Source organism: Actinomadura formosensis NBRC 14204, assembly GCF_001552155.1.
Lineage (GTDB): Bacteria > Actinomycetota > Actinomycetes > Streptosporangiales > Streptosporangiaceae > Spirillospora > Spirillospora formosensis.
In genome coordinates this window covers 120,109-135,934 of the sequence record NZ_BCQQ01000001.1, presented here as the reverse complement: position 1 = coordinate 135,934, position 15,826 = coordinate 120,109, and the positions used below count along the sequence as shown (strand labels likewise).

At 71.6% G+C, this 15,826-nt stretch carries 15 protein-coding genes; 14 read left to right on the top strand and 1 reads right to left on the bottom strand.

Annotated features, from left to right (window positions below):
- The 13 genes from infB to AF1_RS00545 all read left to right on the top strand — a co-directional run.
- A partial coding sequence (infB, locus tag AF1_RS00605; protein WP_067792192.1) for a translation initiation factor IF-2 occupies window positions 1-2,254 on the top strand: 2,254 nt, incomplete at its 5' end.
- 207 nt (window positions 2,255-2,461) lie between these two features.
- The gene (locus tag AF1_RS00600) at window positions 2,462-2,770 is read left to right on the top strand and encodes a DUF503 domain-containing protein (protein WP_242608709.1); all 309 of its coding nucleotides are present in this window, start codon (window positions 2,462-2,464) and stop codon (window positions 2,768-2,770) included.
- A 160-nt stretch (window positions 2,771-2,930) separates the two neighbouring features.
- Window positions 2,931-3,446 (top strand): 30S ribosome-binding factor RbfA, encoded by a 516-nt coding sequence (gene rbfA, locus AF1_RS00595; RefSeq protein ID WP_067792118.1) that lies wholly within the window; start codon window positions 2,931-2,933, stop codon window positions 3,444-3,446.
- The gene (locus AF1_RS00590) at window positions 3,443-4,588 is read left to right on the top strand and encodes a DHH family phosphoesterase (protein WP_242608708.1); all 1,146 of its coding nucleotides are present in this window, start codon (window positions 3,443-3,445) and stop codon (window positions 4,586-4,588) included. Before rbfA ends, AF1_RS00590 begins: the two co-directional genes overlap by 4 nt.
- 15 nt (window positions 4,589-4,603) lie before the next feature.
- The gene (gene truB, locus AF1_RS00585) at window positions 4,604-5,476 is read left to right on the top strand and encodes a tRNA pseudouridine(55) synthase TruB (RefSeq protein WP_067792116.1); all 873 of its coding nucleotides are present in this window, start codon (window positions 4,604-4,606) and stop codon (window positions 5,474-5,476) included.
- 169 nt (window positions 5,477-5,645) lie between these two features.
- Window positions 5,646-6,314: a PAQR family membrane homeostasis protein TrhA gene (trhA, locus tag AF1_RS00580; RefSeq protein WP_242608707.1), complete on the top strand. Its 669-nt coding sequence runs from the start codon at window positions 5,646-5,648 to the stop codon at window positions 6,312-6,314.
- Window positions 6,315-6,410: 96 nt separating this feature from the next.
- Window positions 6,411-7,364 carry a bifunctional riboflavin kinase/FAD synthetase gene (locus tag AF1_RS00575; protein WP_067792113.1) on the top strand — a complete coding sequence of 318 codons (954 nt, stop codon included), beginning with the start codon at window positions 6,411-6,413 and terminating at the stop codon, window positions 7,362-7,364.
- Between the two features lie 226 nt (window positions 7,365-7,590).
- Window positions 7,591-7,860 carry a 30S ribosomal protein S15 gene (gene rpsO, locus AF1_RS00570; RefSeq protein ID WP_067792110.1) on the top strand — a complete coding sequence of 90 codons (270 nt, stop codon included), beginning with the start codon at window positions 7,591-7,593 and terminating at the stop codon, window positions 7,858-7,860.
- A gap of 281 nt (window positions 7,861-8,141) precedes the next feature.
- Complete coding sequence (locus AF1_RS00565; protein WP_067792175.1) at window positions 8,142-10,475, top strand: polyribonucleotide nucleotidyltransferase; 2,334 nt, start codon at window positions 8,142-8,144, stop codon at window positions 10,473-10,475.
- 129 nt (window positions 10,476-10,604) lie between these two features.
- Window positions 10,605-11,924 carry a M16 family metallopeptidase gene (locus AF1_RS00560; protein ID WP_067792107.1) on the top strand — a complete coding sequence of 440 codons (1,320 nt, stop codon included), beginning with the start codon at window positions 10,605-10,607 and terminating at the stop codon, window positions 11,922-11,924.
- A 109-nt stretch (window positions 11,925-12,033) separates the two neighbouring features.
- Window positions 12,034-12,657 (top strand): FMN-dependent NADH-azoreductase, encoded by a 624-nt coding sequence (locus AF1_RS00555; RefSeq protein ID WP_067792104.1) that lies wholly within the window; start codon window positions 12,034-12,036, stop codon window positions 12,655-12,657.
- 37 nt (window positions 12,658-12,694) lie between these two features.
- Window positions 12,695-13,432, top strand: a complete 738-nt coding sequence (gene dapB / locus AF1_RS00550) for a 4-hydroxy-tetrahydrodipicolinate reductase (protein WP_084262288.1) — start codon at window positions 12,695-12,697, stop codon at window positions 13,430-13,432.
- Window positions 13,432-13,965, top strand: coding sequence for a transglutaminase-like domain-containing protein (locus tag AF1_RS00545; RefSeq protein ID WP_067792101.1), 534 nt, complete (start codon window positions 13,432-13,434; stop codon window positions 13,963-13,965). Before dapB ends, AF1_RS00545 begins: the two co-directional genes overlap by 1 nt.
- Window positions 13,966-14,177: 212 nt before the next feature.
- On the opposite strand, the gene modA is transcribed toward AF1_RS00545, so the two are convergent.
- Window positions 14,178-14,957: a molybdate ABC transporter substrate-binding protein gene (modA, locus tag AF1_RS00540; RefSeq protein WP_067792097.1), complete on the bottom strand. Its 780-nt coding sequence runs from the start codon at window positions 14,955-14,957 to the stop codon at window positions 14,178-14,180.
- A gap of 112 nt (window positions 14,958-15,069) precedes the next feature.
- Between modA and AF1_RS00535 the strand changes: the two genes are divergently transcribed.
- Window positions 15,070-15,744 (top strand): uracil-DNA glycosylase, encoded by a 675-nt coding sequence (locus tag AF1_RS00535; protein ID WP_067792094.1) that lies wholly within the window; start codon window positions 15,070-15,072, stop codon window positions 15,742-15,744.
- Window positions 15,745-15,826: the final 82 nt, after the last annotated feature.

The window sequence follows — 15,826 nt, the reverse complement described above, 5'->3', positions numbered from 1 at the left end:
GGGCGGTGCCCCGGGCGCCGGCGGTCCGCGTCCGAACCCCGGCAGCATGCCGCCCCGTCCGGGCGGTCCGCGGCCGAGCCCGATGAACATGCCGTCCTCGCGGCCCGCCGGCGCCCCCGGGCGCGGTGGTCCCGGTGGTGGCGGCCGTGGTCCGGGTGGTGGTGGCGGCGGTGGCCGTCCCGGTGGCGGCGGTCGCGGTCCGGGCGGCGGCGGTCGTCCCGGTGGCGGCTTCGGCGGTCCCCGCGCGGGTGCCGGTGGTCGTCCGGGCGGCGGCGGTGGCGGCTTCGGCGGTCCTCGTCCCGGTGGCGGCGGCCGTGGCCGCGGCGGCACACAGGGCGCCTTCGGACGTCCCGGCGGGCGCCCCGCGCGCGGACGCAAGTCGAAGCGGGCGCGTCGCCAGGAGTTCGAGAACATGCAGGCGCCCGCCGTCGGCGGCGTCTCGGCTCCGCGCGGCAACGGCAAGACGATCCGGCTGCCGCAGGGCGCGTCCCTGACCGACTTCGCCGAGAAGATCGGCGCCAACCCGGCGTCGCTCGTCGCGATCATGATGCATCTCGGCAAGATGGTCACCGCGACCCAGTCGGTCGACCCCGACGACCTGATGTCGCTCGGGCTCGAACTGGACTTCGACGTCCAGGTCGTCAGCCCCGAGGACGAGGACCGTGCGCTGCTGGAGTCCTTCGACATCGAGTACGGCGAGGACGAGGGCGGCGAGGAGAACCTCCAGTCGCGTCCGCCGGTGGTCACCGTCATGGGCCACGTCGACCACGGTAAGACCAAGCTGCTGGACGCTGTCCGGCACGCCAACGTGCAGGCGGGCGAGGCCGGCGGCATCACCCAGCACATCGGCGCCTACCAGGTCGAGACCGAGGTCGACGGCGAGGACCGCAAGATCACCTTCATCGACACCCCGGGTCACGAGGCGTTCACCGCCATGCGTGCCCGCGGTGCCGACACCACCGACCTGGTGGTGCTGGTGGTCGCGGCCGACGACGGCGTCAAGCCGCAGACCACCGAGGCGATCGACCACGCCACCGCGGCGGGGGTCCCGATCGTCGTCGCGGTCAACAAGATCGACGTCGAGGGCGCGGACCCGAACCGGGTCCGGGCGCAGCTCACCGAGTACGGCCTGGTCGCCGAGGAGTTCGGCGGCGACACGCAGTTCGTCGACGTGTCCGCCAAGCAGGGCACGAACATCGACGGGCTGCTGGAGGCGATCATCCTGACCGCCGACGCCGAGCTCGACCTGAAGGCCAACCCCGACATGCCCGCCCAGGGCTCGGCCATCGAGGCCCACCTGGACAAGGGGCGGGGCGCCGTGGCGACCGTGCTGGTGCAGCGCGGCACGCTCCGGGTCGGCGACTCGATCGTCTGCGGTGTGGCCAGCGGCCGTGTCCGGGCGATGCTGGACGAGAACGGCACGAACGTCGAGGAGGCGGGCCCGTCCCGTCCGGTGATGGTGCTCGGCCTCGCGGCCGTGCCCGGCGCCGGTGACAACTTCCTCGTCGTCGACGACGACCGGGTCGCCCGGCAGATCGCCGACAAGCGGGTGGCGCGCAAGCGCAACGCCGAGCTGCTGCGCAGCCGCAAGAGCAGCTCGCTCGAGGACCTGTTCAAGGACCTGGAGCGCGGCGACCGGCAGGAGCTGCTGCTCATCCTCAAGGGCGACGTGTCCGGTTCCGTCGAGGCGCTGGAGGACTCGCTCCTCAAGATCGACGTGGGCGACGAGGTCAACCTGCGGATCATCCGCCGCGGTGTCGGCGCGATCACGCAGGACGACGTCAACCTGTCGCTGGCGTCCGAGGGCGCGGTCATCATCGGCTTCAACGTGCGGCCGGAGCGCAACGCGCAGGAGCTGGCCGACCGCGAGGGCGTCGACATCCGGTACTACTCGATCATCTACCAGGCGATCGAGGAGATCGAGGCGGCCCTCAAGGGCATGCTCAAGCCGGAGTTCGAGGAGGTCCAGCTCGGCACCGCCGAGGTCCGCGAGATCTTCAAGGTGCCGCGGATCGGCAACATCTCCGGCTCGATGGTCACCTCGGGGATCATCCAGCGCAACGCCAAGGCCCGCCTCGTCCGCGACGGCGTCGTGGTCGCCGACAACCTCACGGTGTCGTCGCTGCGCCGCTTCAAGGACGACGCGACCGAGGTCCGCGAGGGCTTCGAGTGCGGTATCGGCGTGGGGTACAACGACCTCAAGCTGGGCGACGTCATCGAGTGCTTCGAGATGCGGGAGAAGCCCCGCGACTGAGGCAGCCGGCACGCCCGCGGGCCCGGCCCCCACCGGCCGGGCCCGCGGACGGCCGTTTCGCCGCCGATGTGATCGTTCGATCGGGCGGCACGACGCCGGGCGGATCTTCTGGCCTGGCGTCCGTCATGTCCGGCGCGCCCACCGCCCGCGGGCGCGGCCGGGAACACGGCGGGTGATCCCCGTCGTTCCATCTTTGAAGATCCCGAGGTGATCGACCAGGTGTACGTGGGTGCGCTGACACTCGACCTGCTGCTGGGGGACGTCCGTTCGCTGAAGCAGAAGCGGTCCGTCGTCCGGCCCGTCATCGCGGAGGTGCGCAAGCACTTCCCGGCGGTGGCCGTTGCCGAGACCGGCGACAACGACCTGCACCGCAGGGCGGAGATCGGGGTGGCGGTGGTCTCGGGTACCGCCGCGAACTGCACCCAGGTGCTCGACCAGTGCGAACGCCTGGTGGCCGGGCGGCCGGAGATCGAGCTGCTGTCCGCCCGCCGGCGGATCTTCAACGATGACGACTGAAGGACGGCTGGAACGGGGCTCTGGCGGGGTGGAAGACGACGTTGCGTCCATGTCGCCGGGGTGCGGAGGGTCATCCCCCGCAAGGAAACGACCCGAGGTGTGGGTACGGGTCGTCGTTGGACCATAGAGGGTCGGCAGACCAGAGAAAGGGAGTGCGATCATGGTGGACGCAGCCCGGGCGCGTAAGCTCGCCGACCGCATCCAGCAGATCGTGGCCGAGATGCTGGAGAGGCGGATCAAGGATCCGCGGCTCGGCTTCGTGACCGTGACGGACACCCGCATCACCAACGACCTGCGCGACGCGACCGTGTACTACACGGTGTACGGGTCGGACGGCGAGCGCGCCGAGACGGCCGCCGCGCTGGAGAGCGCCAAGGGCGTGATCCGGTCGGAGGTGGGACGCAAGACGGGGGTCCGGCACACGCCCAGCATCACCTTCGTCATGGACTCCCTCATGGAGAACGCGGCGCACATCGACGACCTGCTGGCCAAGGCGCGCGCCAAGGACGCCGAGGTGGCGCGGGCCGCGCAGGGCGCGGCCCCGGCCGGTGACGCGAACCCCTACCGCGAGGCGGCCGCGGACGAGGAGGACCTCGACGCCGACGACGCCGACTCCGCGGGGCACGAGGCGGCGGGGGACGGTGAGGACGGCAGTTCCGGGCGCCCGTCATCGTGAGCGGACCGGAGGTGCGCGCGGAGCCTCCGGGCGCCGGCCGGCCCGAGGAGTGCCACCTGCACGATGCGGACGGGTACGGCGCGGGCGGCCATGACACCGTCCCGCGCGGTGGCGGTGGCGGACGGGCCGGCGCGCACGCGGGCACGTCCGCCGATCTCGAATGGGACCGCGCGGTCGGGCTGATCAACGCGGCGGAGGAGGTCTGCCTCGTCTGCCACGTGACCCCGGACGGGGATGCGCTCGGCTCGATGCTGGCGCTCGCGCAGGTGCTGCGGGCGCTCGGCAAACGGTGCGCGGCGTCCTTCGGGGAGCCGTTCACCGTGCCGGCGATCCTGCGGTTCCTGCCGGGGCAGGAGATGCTGGTGGAGCCCGCCCGGCTGCCGGAGGCGCCGGAGCTGATGATCTCGCTGGACGCGGCGGGCCGGGCCCGGCTCGGCTCCCTCGCCGGACGCTCCGACCGGGCGGGCGCGCTGATCGTCGTCGACCACCACGCGTCCAATGTCGGGTTCGGCGGCGTGCGGCTCGTCGATCCGGCCGCCGCCGCCACGGCGGTCCTGGTGGAGGAGTTGATCCGCAGGCTCGGCGTCCCGCTGGACCGCGACGTCGCGCAATGCCTGTACGCGGGGCTCGCCAGCGACACCGGTTCGTTCAAGTACCCGTGCACGACCCCCGAGGTCCACGACCTGGCGGGGCGGCTGCTGACCGCGGGAGTCCGGCCGGACGCGGTCGGCCGCGAGCTGTGGGACCGGGCGCCGTTCGGCTACCTGCAGGTGCTCGCGGGCGCGCTGGCGCGGGCCCGGCTGGAGCGCGACGCCGCCGGCGGCCGCGGCCTGGTGTGGACGACGATCCCCCGCGCGGACCGGGACGCCCGCGACGTCCGCTACGACCAGCTCGAAGGCGTCATCGACCAGCTCAGGCGCACGGACGAGGCCGAGGTCGCGGTCGTGTGCAAGGAGAACGACCGGGGCGAGTGGTATGTGTCCACCCGGTCCAAGGGCTCGGTCGACGTGGGCCGCGCCTGCGTCGACCTCGGCGGAGGCGGGCACCGGACCGCCGCCGCGTTCACCATGGGCGGGGAGCCCGCCTGCATCATCGACCGGCTGCGTGCGGCGCTGCGCGTGCCCGGCGACGGCGACGACTGAGATTGCGGAGCGCGCGTGGACAATTCGGGACTCGTCATCGTGGACAAGCCCGCCGGCTGGACGTCGCACGACGTGGTCGGGAAGATGCGGCGGATCGCCCGGACCCGGCGGGTCGGGCACGCGGGCACGCTCGACCCGATGGCGACGGGCGTGCTCGTCCTCGGGGTCGGCAAGGCCACCCGGCTCCTCGGCCATCTCGCGCTGACGGAGAAGGGGTACGACGCGACGATCCGCCTGGGCCAGGCGACCAACACCGATGACGCCGAGGGCGAGATCACCGCGACGGCTTCGGCCGGGTCCGTCACGGACGAGACGCTGCGCGCGGGCATCGCCGGGCTGACCGGGACGATCCAGCAGATCCCGCCGCAGGTCAGTGCGATCAAGGTGAACGGCGAGCGGGCCTACAAGATGGCGCGCAAGGGGGAGGAGGTCGCGCTCGCGGCACGTCCGGTGACCGTGCGCGAGTTCACGGTCCTGGACGTCCGGCGGCGGGGCGACGTGGTCGATGTGGACGCCTCCGTCTCCTGTTCGTCCGGTACCTACATCCGCGCGCTCGCCCGCGACCTCGGTGCCTCCCTCGGGTGCGGCGGCCATCTGACCGCGCTGCGCCGCACCCGCGTCGGCCCTTACGACCTGCCGATGGCGCGGACCCTCGACCAGCTCGGCGAGAAGCTGGAGATCCTCCCGATGGGCGAGGCGGTCGCGGCGGTGTTCCCGCGCCGGGACGTGTCGGACGACGAGGCCCGCAAGGTCGCGCACGGCGGGCGGCTCCCGGCCGCGGGGCTGGGGCCGGGCCCGGTCGGCGTCTTCGCACCGGACGGGACGCTGCTCGCCCTCGTCGAGGAGCACGGCGGGGCCGCCAAGCCGCTCGCCGTCTTCGTGTCCTGAGCCGGATGTCCTGACCGGATGTCCTGACCGGGGCGTCCTGACCGGGCGACAGGGCAGGTGGCAGGGCGGGCGATGCGCCCGTGGCGAGCATCACCGGACGAAAGTAATGCACGGCAACCTACGCTCACGTAACCTACGTGGGCGTAGGTTAGTTGGTGAGGAGGTGTCCGTGACCACTGTGAAGGACCACCCCCCGGTGGCGTCCCCGACCCGGCCCCGGCTGCGCGGCTGGCTGCACCTCGGCGCGTTCCCCGCGGTGCTGATCGCCGGGCTGGTGCTGGTCGCGCTGGGCCCGAGCGTGCAGGCGCGGCTCGCGTCGGCGGTGTACGTGGCGACATCGGGGATGCTGTTCGGAATCTCGGGGACGTACCATCGGCAGCGCTCGCATCGGCTGATCGAGGTGCTGCGCCGCTTCGACCACGCCAACATCTATCTGATCATCGCCGGGACGTACACGCCGTTCGCCGTCGTGGCGCTGGACGGCGGCGTCCGTCTCGCCGTCCTCCTCACCGTCTGGACGGGCGCCGTCGCCGGCGTCGTCTTCCGGACGACCTGGATCGGCGCCCCCCGCGCCCTCTACGTGACCCTCTACATCGTGCTGGGCTGGGTCGCGGTGTTCTTCCTGCCACAGTTCCTGGCCGGCGCCGGCGTGGCCGCCTGCGTGCTGGTCGCGACCGGCGGCATCTGCTACAGCGTCGGCGGCGTCGTGTACGGGCTGCGCCGCCCCGACCCGTTCCCGCACTGGTTCGGTTTCCACGAGGTGTTCCACGCCTGCACCCTCGCCGCCTACATCCTGCAGTACATCGCGGTATCGCTGGTCGTCTACCGGCCCGGGTGACGGGTACCCCCTGGGTGCGACCGGCGCGGCCGGCGCATGGCAGTCTTAAGGACGCAGGAGAAGGCCGGCAGGCACGTCCTACGCAGGGAGACAAAGGTGCGGCGTTGGAATGGCCTCGACGAGGTCCCCGCGGACTGGGGCCGTTCGGTGATCACCATCGGGGTGTTCGACGGCGTGCACCGCGGCCATCAGCGGATCGTCGGCGCGGCGGCGGAGGAGGCCCGCCGCCGCGGCCTGCGCTCGGTGGTCATCACGTTCGACCCGCACCCCGACGAGGTCGTCCGGCCGGGCAGCCATCCGCCGCTGCTCGCCACCACCAGGCGCCGCATCGAACTGCTGGAGGGCCTCGGCACGGACGCGGTCGTGGTCGTGCCGTTCGACCTTGAGCTGTCCAAGATGCCGCCGGACGAGTTCGTCCAGTCGGTCCTGGTCGACCGGCTCCACGCGGCGCACGTCATCGTCGGCGAGGATTTCCGGTTCGGGCACAAGGCCAAGGGCGATGTCGCACTGCTGCGGGAGCTCGGCGAGAAGTACGACTTCACCGCCGAGGGGATGCCGCTCGTGGCCAACGGCGACACCATCTCGTCCACCTACATCCGGGGACGGCTCGACGCCGGCGAGGTCGAGGCGGCGGCGCGGGCGCTCGGCCGCCCGCACCGCGTCGAGGGCGTCGTCGTGCGCGGCCACCAGCGGGGCCGCGCGCTCGGGTTCCCCACCGCGAACCTGGAGACGCTGCCGCACACCGCGATCCCGGCCGACGGCGTCTACGCGGGCTGGCTGGTCTGCGACTCCGACCGCTACCCGGACTTCCGCTGGCCCGCCGCGATCTCCATCGGCACGAACCCGACGTTCGAGGGCGCGGGGGAGCGGACCGTCGAGGCGTACGCACTGGACCGTGACGACCTCGACCTGTACGGCGAGCACATGGGCGTCGACTTCGCCGCCCGCATCCGCGACACGCTGAAGTTCGACTCGATCGAGGCGCTGATCGAGGAGATGCACCGGGATGTCGCGCGGGCTCGGGAGGTCACCTCCGGCCGGCCCCGGTGAGCCGTCCCCGCAGACCACCCCGGTGTGGTGCGTACCCTGCGACAACAGAGGCTTTCGCTTCGTGACGGACGGCGTTTCCGGCATGGTACGGTGAAGAGTCGCCGGGAAGGGCCCCGGCGCGGCTGGCTGCACCCTCATGCGGCCCGCCACTCTCTTAAACGCACCATGCGGACCGTGCGCCCTCCGGGTCCGGATCTGCGGGTGACGATCCCATCGAAGGAGCCACGTGTCGCTCGACACCGCCACGAAGAACCAGATCATCGCCGAATACGCGACCACTGAGGGTGACACCGGATCGCCGGAGGTCCAGGTCGCGCTGCTGACACGCCGCATCAACGATCTGACCGAGCACCTCAAGGAGCACAAGCACGACCACCACAGCCGCCGGGGCCTCCTGCTGCTGGTCGGCCGTCGTCGCCGGCTCCTGAAGTACCTCGCCAACAAGGACATCAACCGTTACCGGCAGCTGATCGAGCGTCTCGGCCTGCGCCGCTAGACGGTAAGGGAGTGGCCCGTGGGGCCACTCCCTTCCTTTGTGGCCCCCCGCGGCCGGAGGGCCCGCCCGGCCCCGGCCGCACAACTGCAGACAAGCCTCGCGGACACCGCTGGTGCGGGCCGGTCCTCGGTAGTGGCTTCCGGATCCGTTGCGCCGCATCGGCGGCGATCTCGATCCGGGTGCTTCGATCGAAGACCGGCAGCGTGACAAGCCGGCGGGAAACGGCCGCGAGGACCGACATGGAACCCTTGAGGAGGTTTCCCGTGACAGAAGCCGTGCGCATCGACGGTGCGCAGAGCACCGAAGCCGTGATCGACAACGGCACGTTCGGCACCCGCACCATCCGCTTCGAGACCGGCCGGCTGGCCCGGCAGGCGGCCGGCTCCGCCGTCGCCTACCTCGATGACGAGACGATGGTGCTGTCGGCGACCACCGCGTCCAAGAAGCCCAAGGAGAACCTGGACTTCTTCCCGCTGACCGTGGACGTCGAGGAGCGGATGTACGCGGCCGGGCGCATCCCCGGCTCGTTCTTCCGCCGCGAGGGCCGTCCCTCCGAGGACGCGATCCTCACCTGCCGGCTGATCGACCGGCCGCTGCGCCCGTCGTTCACCAAGGGCCTGCGCAACGAGATTCAGGTCGTCGAGACGATCATGGCGCTGCACCCCGACCACCTGTACGACGTCGTGGCGATCAACGCCGCCTCGATGTCCACGCAGCTGGCGGGCCTGCCGTTCTCCGGTCCGATCGGCGGCGTCCGCGTCGCGCTGATCGAGGGCCAGTGGGTCGGCTTCCCCACCCACCCCGAGCTGGAGCGCGCCACCTTCGACATGGTCGTCGCCGGGCGCGTCCTGCCGGACGGCGACGTCGCGATCATGATGGTGGAGGCGGAGTCCACCCGCGACACCCTCAAGCTCGTCGGCGAGGGCGCGACCGCCCCGACGGAGGAGACCGTCGCCGAGGGCCTTGAGGCCGCCAAGCCGTTCATCAAGGTCCTGTGCAAGGCGCAGAGCGACCTCGCGGCCGTCGCCGCCAAGGAGACCGCCGAGTACCCGATCTTCCTGGACTACCAGGACGACGTGCTCGCCGCCGTCACCGAGGCCGTCGGCGACGAGCTGGCGCAGGCGCTGACCATCGCCGGCAAGCAGGAGCGCGAGACCCGGCTCGACGCGATCAAGGCGGCCACCGCCGAGAAGCTCGCCGAGCGGTTCGAGGGGCGCGAGAAGGAGATCTCCGCCGCCTACCGTGCCGTCACCAAGAAGCTGGTCCGCGAGCGGGTCACCCGCGACGGGCTGCGCATCGACGGCCGCGGCCCGAAGGACATCCGCCAGCTGACCGCCGAGGCGCACGTCGTCCCGCGGGTGCACGGCTCGGCGCTGTTCGAGCGCGGTGAGACCCAGATCCTCGGCGTGACGACGCTGAACATGCTCCGCATGGAGCAGACGATCGACACGCTCAACCCCGAGCGCACCAAGCGCTACATGCACAACTACAACTTCCCGCCGTACTCCACCGGTGAGACCGGCCGGGTCGGCTCGCCCAAGCGCCGCGAGATCGGGCACGGCGCGCTCGCCGAGCGCGCCCTGATCCCGGTGCTGCCGAGCCGTGAGGAGTTCCCGTACGCGATCCGGCAGGTGTCGGAGGCGCTCGGCTCCAACGGCTCCACCTCGATGGGCTCGGTCTGCGCGTCCACCATGTCGCTGCTGGACGCGGGCGTCCCGCTCAAGCAGATGGTGGCGGGCATCGCGATGGGCCTGATCAACGAGGGCGGCGAGTACGTCACGCTGACCGACATCCTCGGTGCCGAGGACGCGTTCGGCGACATGGACTTCAAGGTCGCCGGCACCCGTGACCTGATCACCGCGCTGCAGCTCGACACCAAGCTCGACGGCATCCCCGCGTCGGTGCTGGCCGCCGCGCTGAAGCAGGCCAAGGGTGCCCGCCTGGCGATCCTGGACGTGATGCAGGAGGCCATCGAGGCGCCCGCCGAGATGAGCCCGAACGCGCCGCGGATCATCACGATCAAGGTCCCGGTCGACAAGATCGGCGAGGTCATCGGCCCCAAGGGCAAGATGATCAACTCGATCCAGGACGACACCGGCGCCGACATCACGATCGAGGACGACGGCACCATCTACGTCGGCGCCACCGACGGCCCGTCCGCCGAGGCCGCCCGGCAGGCGATCAACTCGATCGCGAACCCGCACATGCCGGAGGTCGGCGAGCGGTTCCTCGGCACCGTCGTCAAGACCACCACGTTCGGCGCGTTCGTGTCGCTGCTGCCCGGCAAGGACGGCCTGCTGCACGTCTCGCAGATCCGCAAGCTGCACGGCGGCGCCCGGATCGAGAACGTCGAGGACGTGATGGGCGTCGGCGAGAAGGTCCAGGTGGAGGTCACCGAGATCGACCAGCGCGGCAAGCTGTCGCTGGTGCCGGTCGAGGTCATCGAGCGCGAGGCCGCCGAGAGGGCCGAGAAGGGCGATGAGGACGCCGGCGCCGAGGCGTCGGCGGGCGACGACTCCGGCGAGCGCCGGGAGCGCCGCGACGACGGTGGGCGCGGCCCGCGCCGCCGCCGCACCCGCCGCGGCGGCGACGACGCCGGCCAGCGCAACTCCTGATCCCGGCTTTGACCGGCCGGCCGGTCCGCAGCAGAACCTCCAGCGCAGCCGTCCTGAGAAGGGACGGCTGCGCTGGGGGCTGTGGGATGGCCGGCCGGCCGCTTTCCAACGACGGAATGTGAGCGATACGTGACCCTGCCGGCGCGGGCGCAGGAGCCCGGCACCACCACCACGATCCATGCCGACGGCGCCGGCGCGGTGCGCCGCACCGTCCTGCCCGGCGGGCTGCGCGTCATCACCGAGACGATGCCGACCGTGCGGTCCGCCGCGTTCGGCATCTGGTCGGCGGTCGGCTCCCGCGACGAGGCGCCCGCCGACGCCGGCGCCAGCCACTACCTGGAGCACGTGCTGTTCAAGGGCACCCGGCGGCGGTCGGCGCTGGAGCTCTCCGCGGCGATCGACGCGGTCGGCGGCGACCTCAACGCGTTCACCGCCAAGGAGTACACCTGCTACTACGCGCGGGTCCTGGACGCCGACCTGCCCCTCGCCGTGGACGTCGTCTCCGACATGGTCGCCGAGTCGGTCAACCGCCCCGAGGACGTCGAGGCCGAGCGCGGCGTGATCCTCGAAGAGATCCACATGCGCGACGACGACCCCGGCGACCTGATCCACGACGAGTTCGCCACCGCCCTGTACGGCGACACCCCGCTCGGCCGTCCCATCCTCGGTACCGAGGAGTCGATCAACGCCCTGTCCCGCGACCGGATCCACGGGTACTACCGGGAGCACTACGTCCCGTCCAAGCTGGTGGTGTCGGTGGCGGGCAACATCGACCACGACGAGGTCGTCCGGCTGGTGTCGCGCGCGTTCGAGGGCCACCTGACCGGGGACGCCGCGCCCGCCGCGCCGCGCCTGGACGGGACGCCCGCGCCGCTCGACCCGCGCAGCGTGGTGATCGACAAGGACACCGAGCAGGCGCACATCATCCTCGGCGGCGCCGGTGTGTCCCGCACCGATGACCGCCGGTTCGCGCTCGGCGTGCTGAACGCGGCGCTCGGCGGCGGCATGTCGTCCCGCCTGTTCCAGGAGATCCGGGAGAAGCGCGGGCTGGCGTACTCGGTGTACAGCTACACCGCCCAGTACGCCGACTCGGGCATCTTCGGCGTCTACGCGGGCTGCCAGCCCGCCAAGGCCGAGGAGGTCCTGTCGATCTGCCGGGACGAGCTCGCCAAGGCCGCCGATGAGTGCCTCACCGATGAGGAGCTGGACCGAGGCAAGGGGCAGCTGCGCGGTGCCATGGTCCTCGGCCTGGAGGACACCGGTTCCCGCATGAGCCGCATCGGCAAGAGCGAGCTGGTGTACGAGTCGCTGCTGCCGGTGGAGGAGGTACTGGCCCGCATCGAGGCCGTCACCCTCGACGACGTCCGGGCCATCGCCCGTGAGCTCCTCGCCGGGCCCCAGGCACTCACCGTCATCGGCCCGGTGGGGGACCGGGACTTCACCGCCTGAACGTCGTCGGTGGCCGTGAACGGGGGCGGGTTGTTAAGCGGACTATAGTCCGCTATCTTCCGAAGGGTAATCGGACCATGGTCCGTATGCCTTCGTTGAAGGGACCCTCATGTCTCGTCTGCTGCACATCTCCGCCTCGCCCCGCGGTGCCGCGTCCGAGTCGCTGGCGATCGCCGGAACGTTCACGGACGCCTACCGCGAGGTCCACGGCGACGTCGTCGACCACTTCGACCTGTGGGACGGCACGCTTCCGGTGTTCGGGCCGGCCGGAGCCGGCGCCAAGATGACCGTGTTCGCGGGAGAGGACCCGTCCGGTGAGCAGGCGACCGCCTGGCGGGCCGCCCGCGCCGTCTTCGAGCGCTTCGACTCCTATGACCGGTACCTGTTCAGCGTGCCCATGTGGAATTCCAGCGTCCCGTACGTCCTCAAGCAGTTCATCGACGTGGTCTCGCAGCCCGGCTGGGTGTTCGGCTTCGACACGGAGAAGGGCTACACCGGCCTGCTGCGCGGCAAGAAGGCGGCCGTCGTCTACACCAGCGCCGTCTACGGGACGGGGCGCCCGCCGGAGTTCGGCTCCGACCACCAGGCCCCGTTCCTGGTCGGCTGGCTGCGCTGGACCGGGATCACCGATCTCAGCAGCGTCGAGTTCCGCCCGAACCTCGCCACGGGCGACGCCGAGAGCGGACGCCGCGCCGCACACGCCGAAGCGCGCGAGCTGGGCAAGCGCTTCTGACGATAGGCTCGGGCAGGGAGCCAACCGGGAGGAACACGTGACAAAGGTCGGGGTGCTGGGCGCGCGGGGCCGCATGGGGGCCGAGGTGTGCCGAGCCGTGCAAGAGGCCGACGGCATGGAACTCGTCGCGGCCGTCGACCATGGGGACGCGCTCGACGCGCTCACCGCCGCCGAGGTCATCGTCGACTTCACCAACCCCGCCGTCGTCATGGACAACCTGAAATGGTGCGTCGAGCGCGGCCTGCACGCCGTCGTCGGCACCACCGGGTTCGACCCGTCCCGCCTCGACACGGTCCGCTCCTGGCTGACCGATGACTCGTCCGGGAACGTCCTCATCGCCCCGAACTTCGGGATCGGCGCGGTGCTGATGATGCACTTCGCGCAGCAGGCGGCCCCGTTCTTCGAGTCCGTGGAGATCGTCGAGACGCACCATCCGAACAAGGTCGACGCCCCGTCCGGCACCGCCTACCGCACCGCCGAGCTGATCGCCGCCGCACGCGCCGAGGCCGGCGTGTCCCCGTCGCCGGACGCCACCACCTCCGAGGTCGCCGGCGCCCGCGGCGCGGACGTGGACGGGGTGCGCGTGCACGCCGTCCGCATGTCCGGCGCCATCGCCCACCAGGAGGTCGTCCTCGGCGGGCACGGCGAGCTGTTCACCATCCGGCACGACTCGATGAACCGCGAGTCGTTCATGCCCGGTGTGCTGCTCGCCGTCCGCAGGGTCCCCGAACTCGACCGCCTCACCATCGGCATCGAGGCGCTCCTCGGCCTGTGATGGACTTCGCCGCCGAGCCCTGGGACTACCTCGCCGCGTCCGAGGCGATCGACATCGAGCATCCGCTCGTCCAGTCGATCGCCTCGGAGTTGCGGACCGGTGACGACATCGCCTACGCCCACGCGGCCTTCGACCACGTCCGCGACCGGGTCACGCACTCGATGGACGCCGCCGACCCACGCGTCCCCTGGCGTGCCTCCGACGTCCTGGACCAGCGCACTGGGCTCTGCTACGCCAAGTCACACGCCTATGTGGCGCTGCTGCGCGCGGGCGGCATCCAGGCGGGTCTGTGCTACCAGCAGTCGTCCGGCATCCTGCACGGCCTCACCGCCGCCCTGGTGGACGACCGGTGGGTGCTGCTCGACCCGCGTGGCAACAAGCCGGGGATCGACGTGCGGTTCTCCGCGTCCGAGGACCGCCTCGCCCACCCCGGCGACCCGGTCCACCCGACGATCTACGCGGCGCCGCCCGGCTTCGTCCTCGAAGGGCTCAAGGCCATGTCCGAGCCCGCCGCCCTGCCCGCCCTGCTCTGACGGACCCGCGCGTACCCGTTCCACTTGCTCGGGTTGGTGCGCCGCGGGCCCGGGCGGCGATCCTCAAGGGCGGTACTCGGCGAAGTCACCTCCAGCGCGAGTTCGAGGTGCTCGGGGAGTGCCTTCCTGAGCTGGGCACGCCGTCCCCTGATGGCGGTCTTCTCGTCGAGGACGCAGAGATCCGGAACCAGTGGTCCTCACCGGGAACCGGGTCAGCTGGGCGGGGCCGGGCTCGGAAAGCCGTACTTGTGGAAGAGCTTCTGCGCGGCGGGGGCGAGCAGCCAGGACACGAAGGCGTCCGCCTCGGCCTCGTGTTCGGAGTCGCGGACGGTGGCGGCGGGGAAGGCCGCGGTGACGTTGAGGTCCGCCGGGATGGGGACGCTGCTCGCCGCCACCCCCGCCGAGCGCAGGTCGGTGATGTAGACGATGCCCGCGTCGGCCTCGCCGGAGCGGATCCTGTCCAGGACGGCGCGGGCGCCGATCTCCTCCGAGTTCCACCGGACGGACAGCCCGGCCTTCGCGAACACCTGCCGCGTGTAGCGGCCCACCGGGACCGTTCCGGCGCCGACGGCCACGCGCAGGCCCGGCCGGGTCAGGTCGTACAGGCTCCGGATGCGCCGGGGGTTGCCGGGCCCGACCGCGATCGTGAGTGAGTCGTGCGTGACGATCGAGCGGCGTCCGGTCAGGTACTCGGCCGCGTCGTCCATGCTCGCCCTGTCCGCCGTCACGAGGACGTCGCCCGGGGTGTGGTCGGACAGCCGGTCGACCATCTCCGGGGAATCGCCGAACACGAAGCGCAGCTTCACGCCCGGATGCTCCTGGTGGTAGGCCGTGCCCATCTCACCGAAGACCTCGGTCAGGGACGAGGTGGCCAGGACGGTCAGCGTCGCCGGCCCCGGCGAGCCGCCGCAGCCCGTGAGGACGCCGGGCAGGACGAGTACGGTGAGCAGCGTGGAGGCGCGGAGACGCCGGCGGCCGGGGAAAACGGGCATATGGCCTCATCCTAGGGTCGGGACCCTTTCGTGCCGGTGATTCAGCGTGGTGTGTCAGTGGTGCGCACTAGTGTTTCCGGCAACTGAAGATCACGTCCTCGGAGGCCCGACGATGTCCCTCGACCTGATGGAACTGCTGCCCGGCGACTGGCGGGAGCGGCTCGATCCGCTGCTCGACCCGATCGCCACCGCCGCGCTGGGCGCGTTCGTCGCGGGGGAGTACGCCGCGCAGGCCGTCTACCCGCCGCGCGAGGACCTGTTCAACGCGTTCCGGCACTGCCCGTTCGACGGCACCCGCGTGCTGATCCTCGGCCAGGACCCCTACCACGGTGCGGGCCAGGCGCACGGGCTCAGCTTCAGCGTCCGCGACGGCGTGCGGCTGCCGCCGTCGCTGCGCAACATCTACAAGGAGCTGGCCACCGACCTCGGCGTTCCGGTTCCGCAGTCCGGTGATCTCACCCGCTGGGCCGACCAGGGGGTCCTGCTGCTGAACGCGGTGCTGACCGTGCGCGCCGGCGAGGCCGGATCGCACGCCGGCAAGGGCTGGGAGGACTTCACCGACGCCGCGATCCGCGCGCTGAACGACAAGAGCGAGCGTGTCGTGTTCGTGCTCTGGGGCGCCTACGCCCGCAAGAAGGCGAGGCTGATCACGGGCCCGCAGCACACCGTGATCGAATCGGCGCATCCGAGCCCGCTCAGCGCCAAGAAGTTCTTCGGGACGCGCCCGTTCAGCGCCGTCAACAAGGCTCTCGTCGACGCCGGGCTTCCCGAGATCAACTGGGGCTAGTCTCCCTCTCCCGGGGGAGGGGGCGGCCGTGGATTCCCCCGGCGGCGGGAGGCTCGGGCCAGGCGGTTGCGGGCATCGTCGG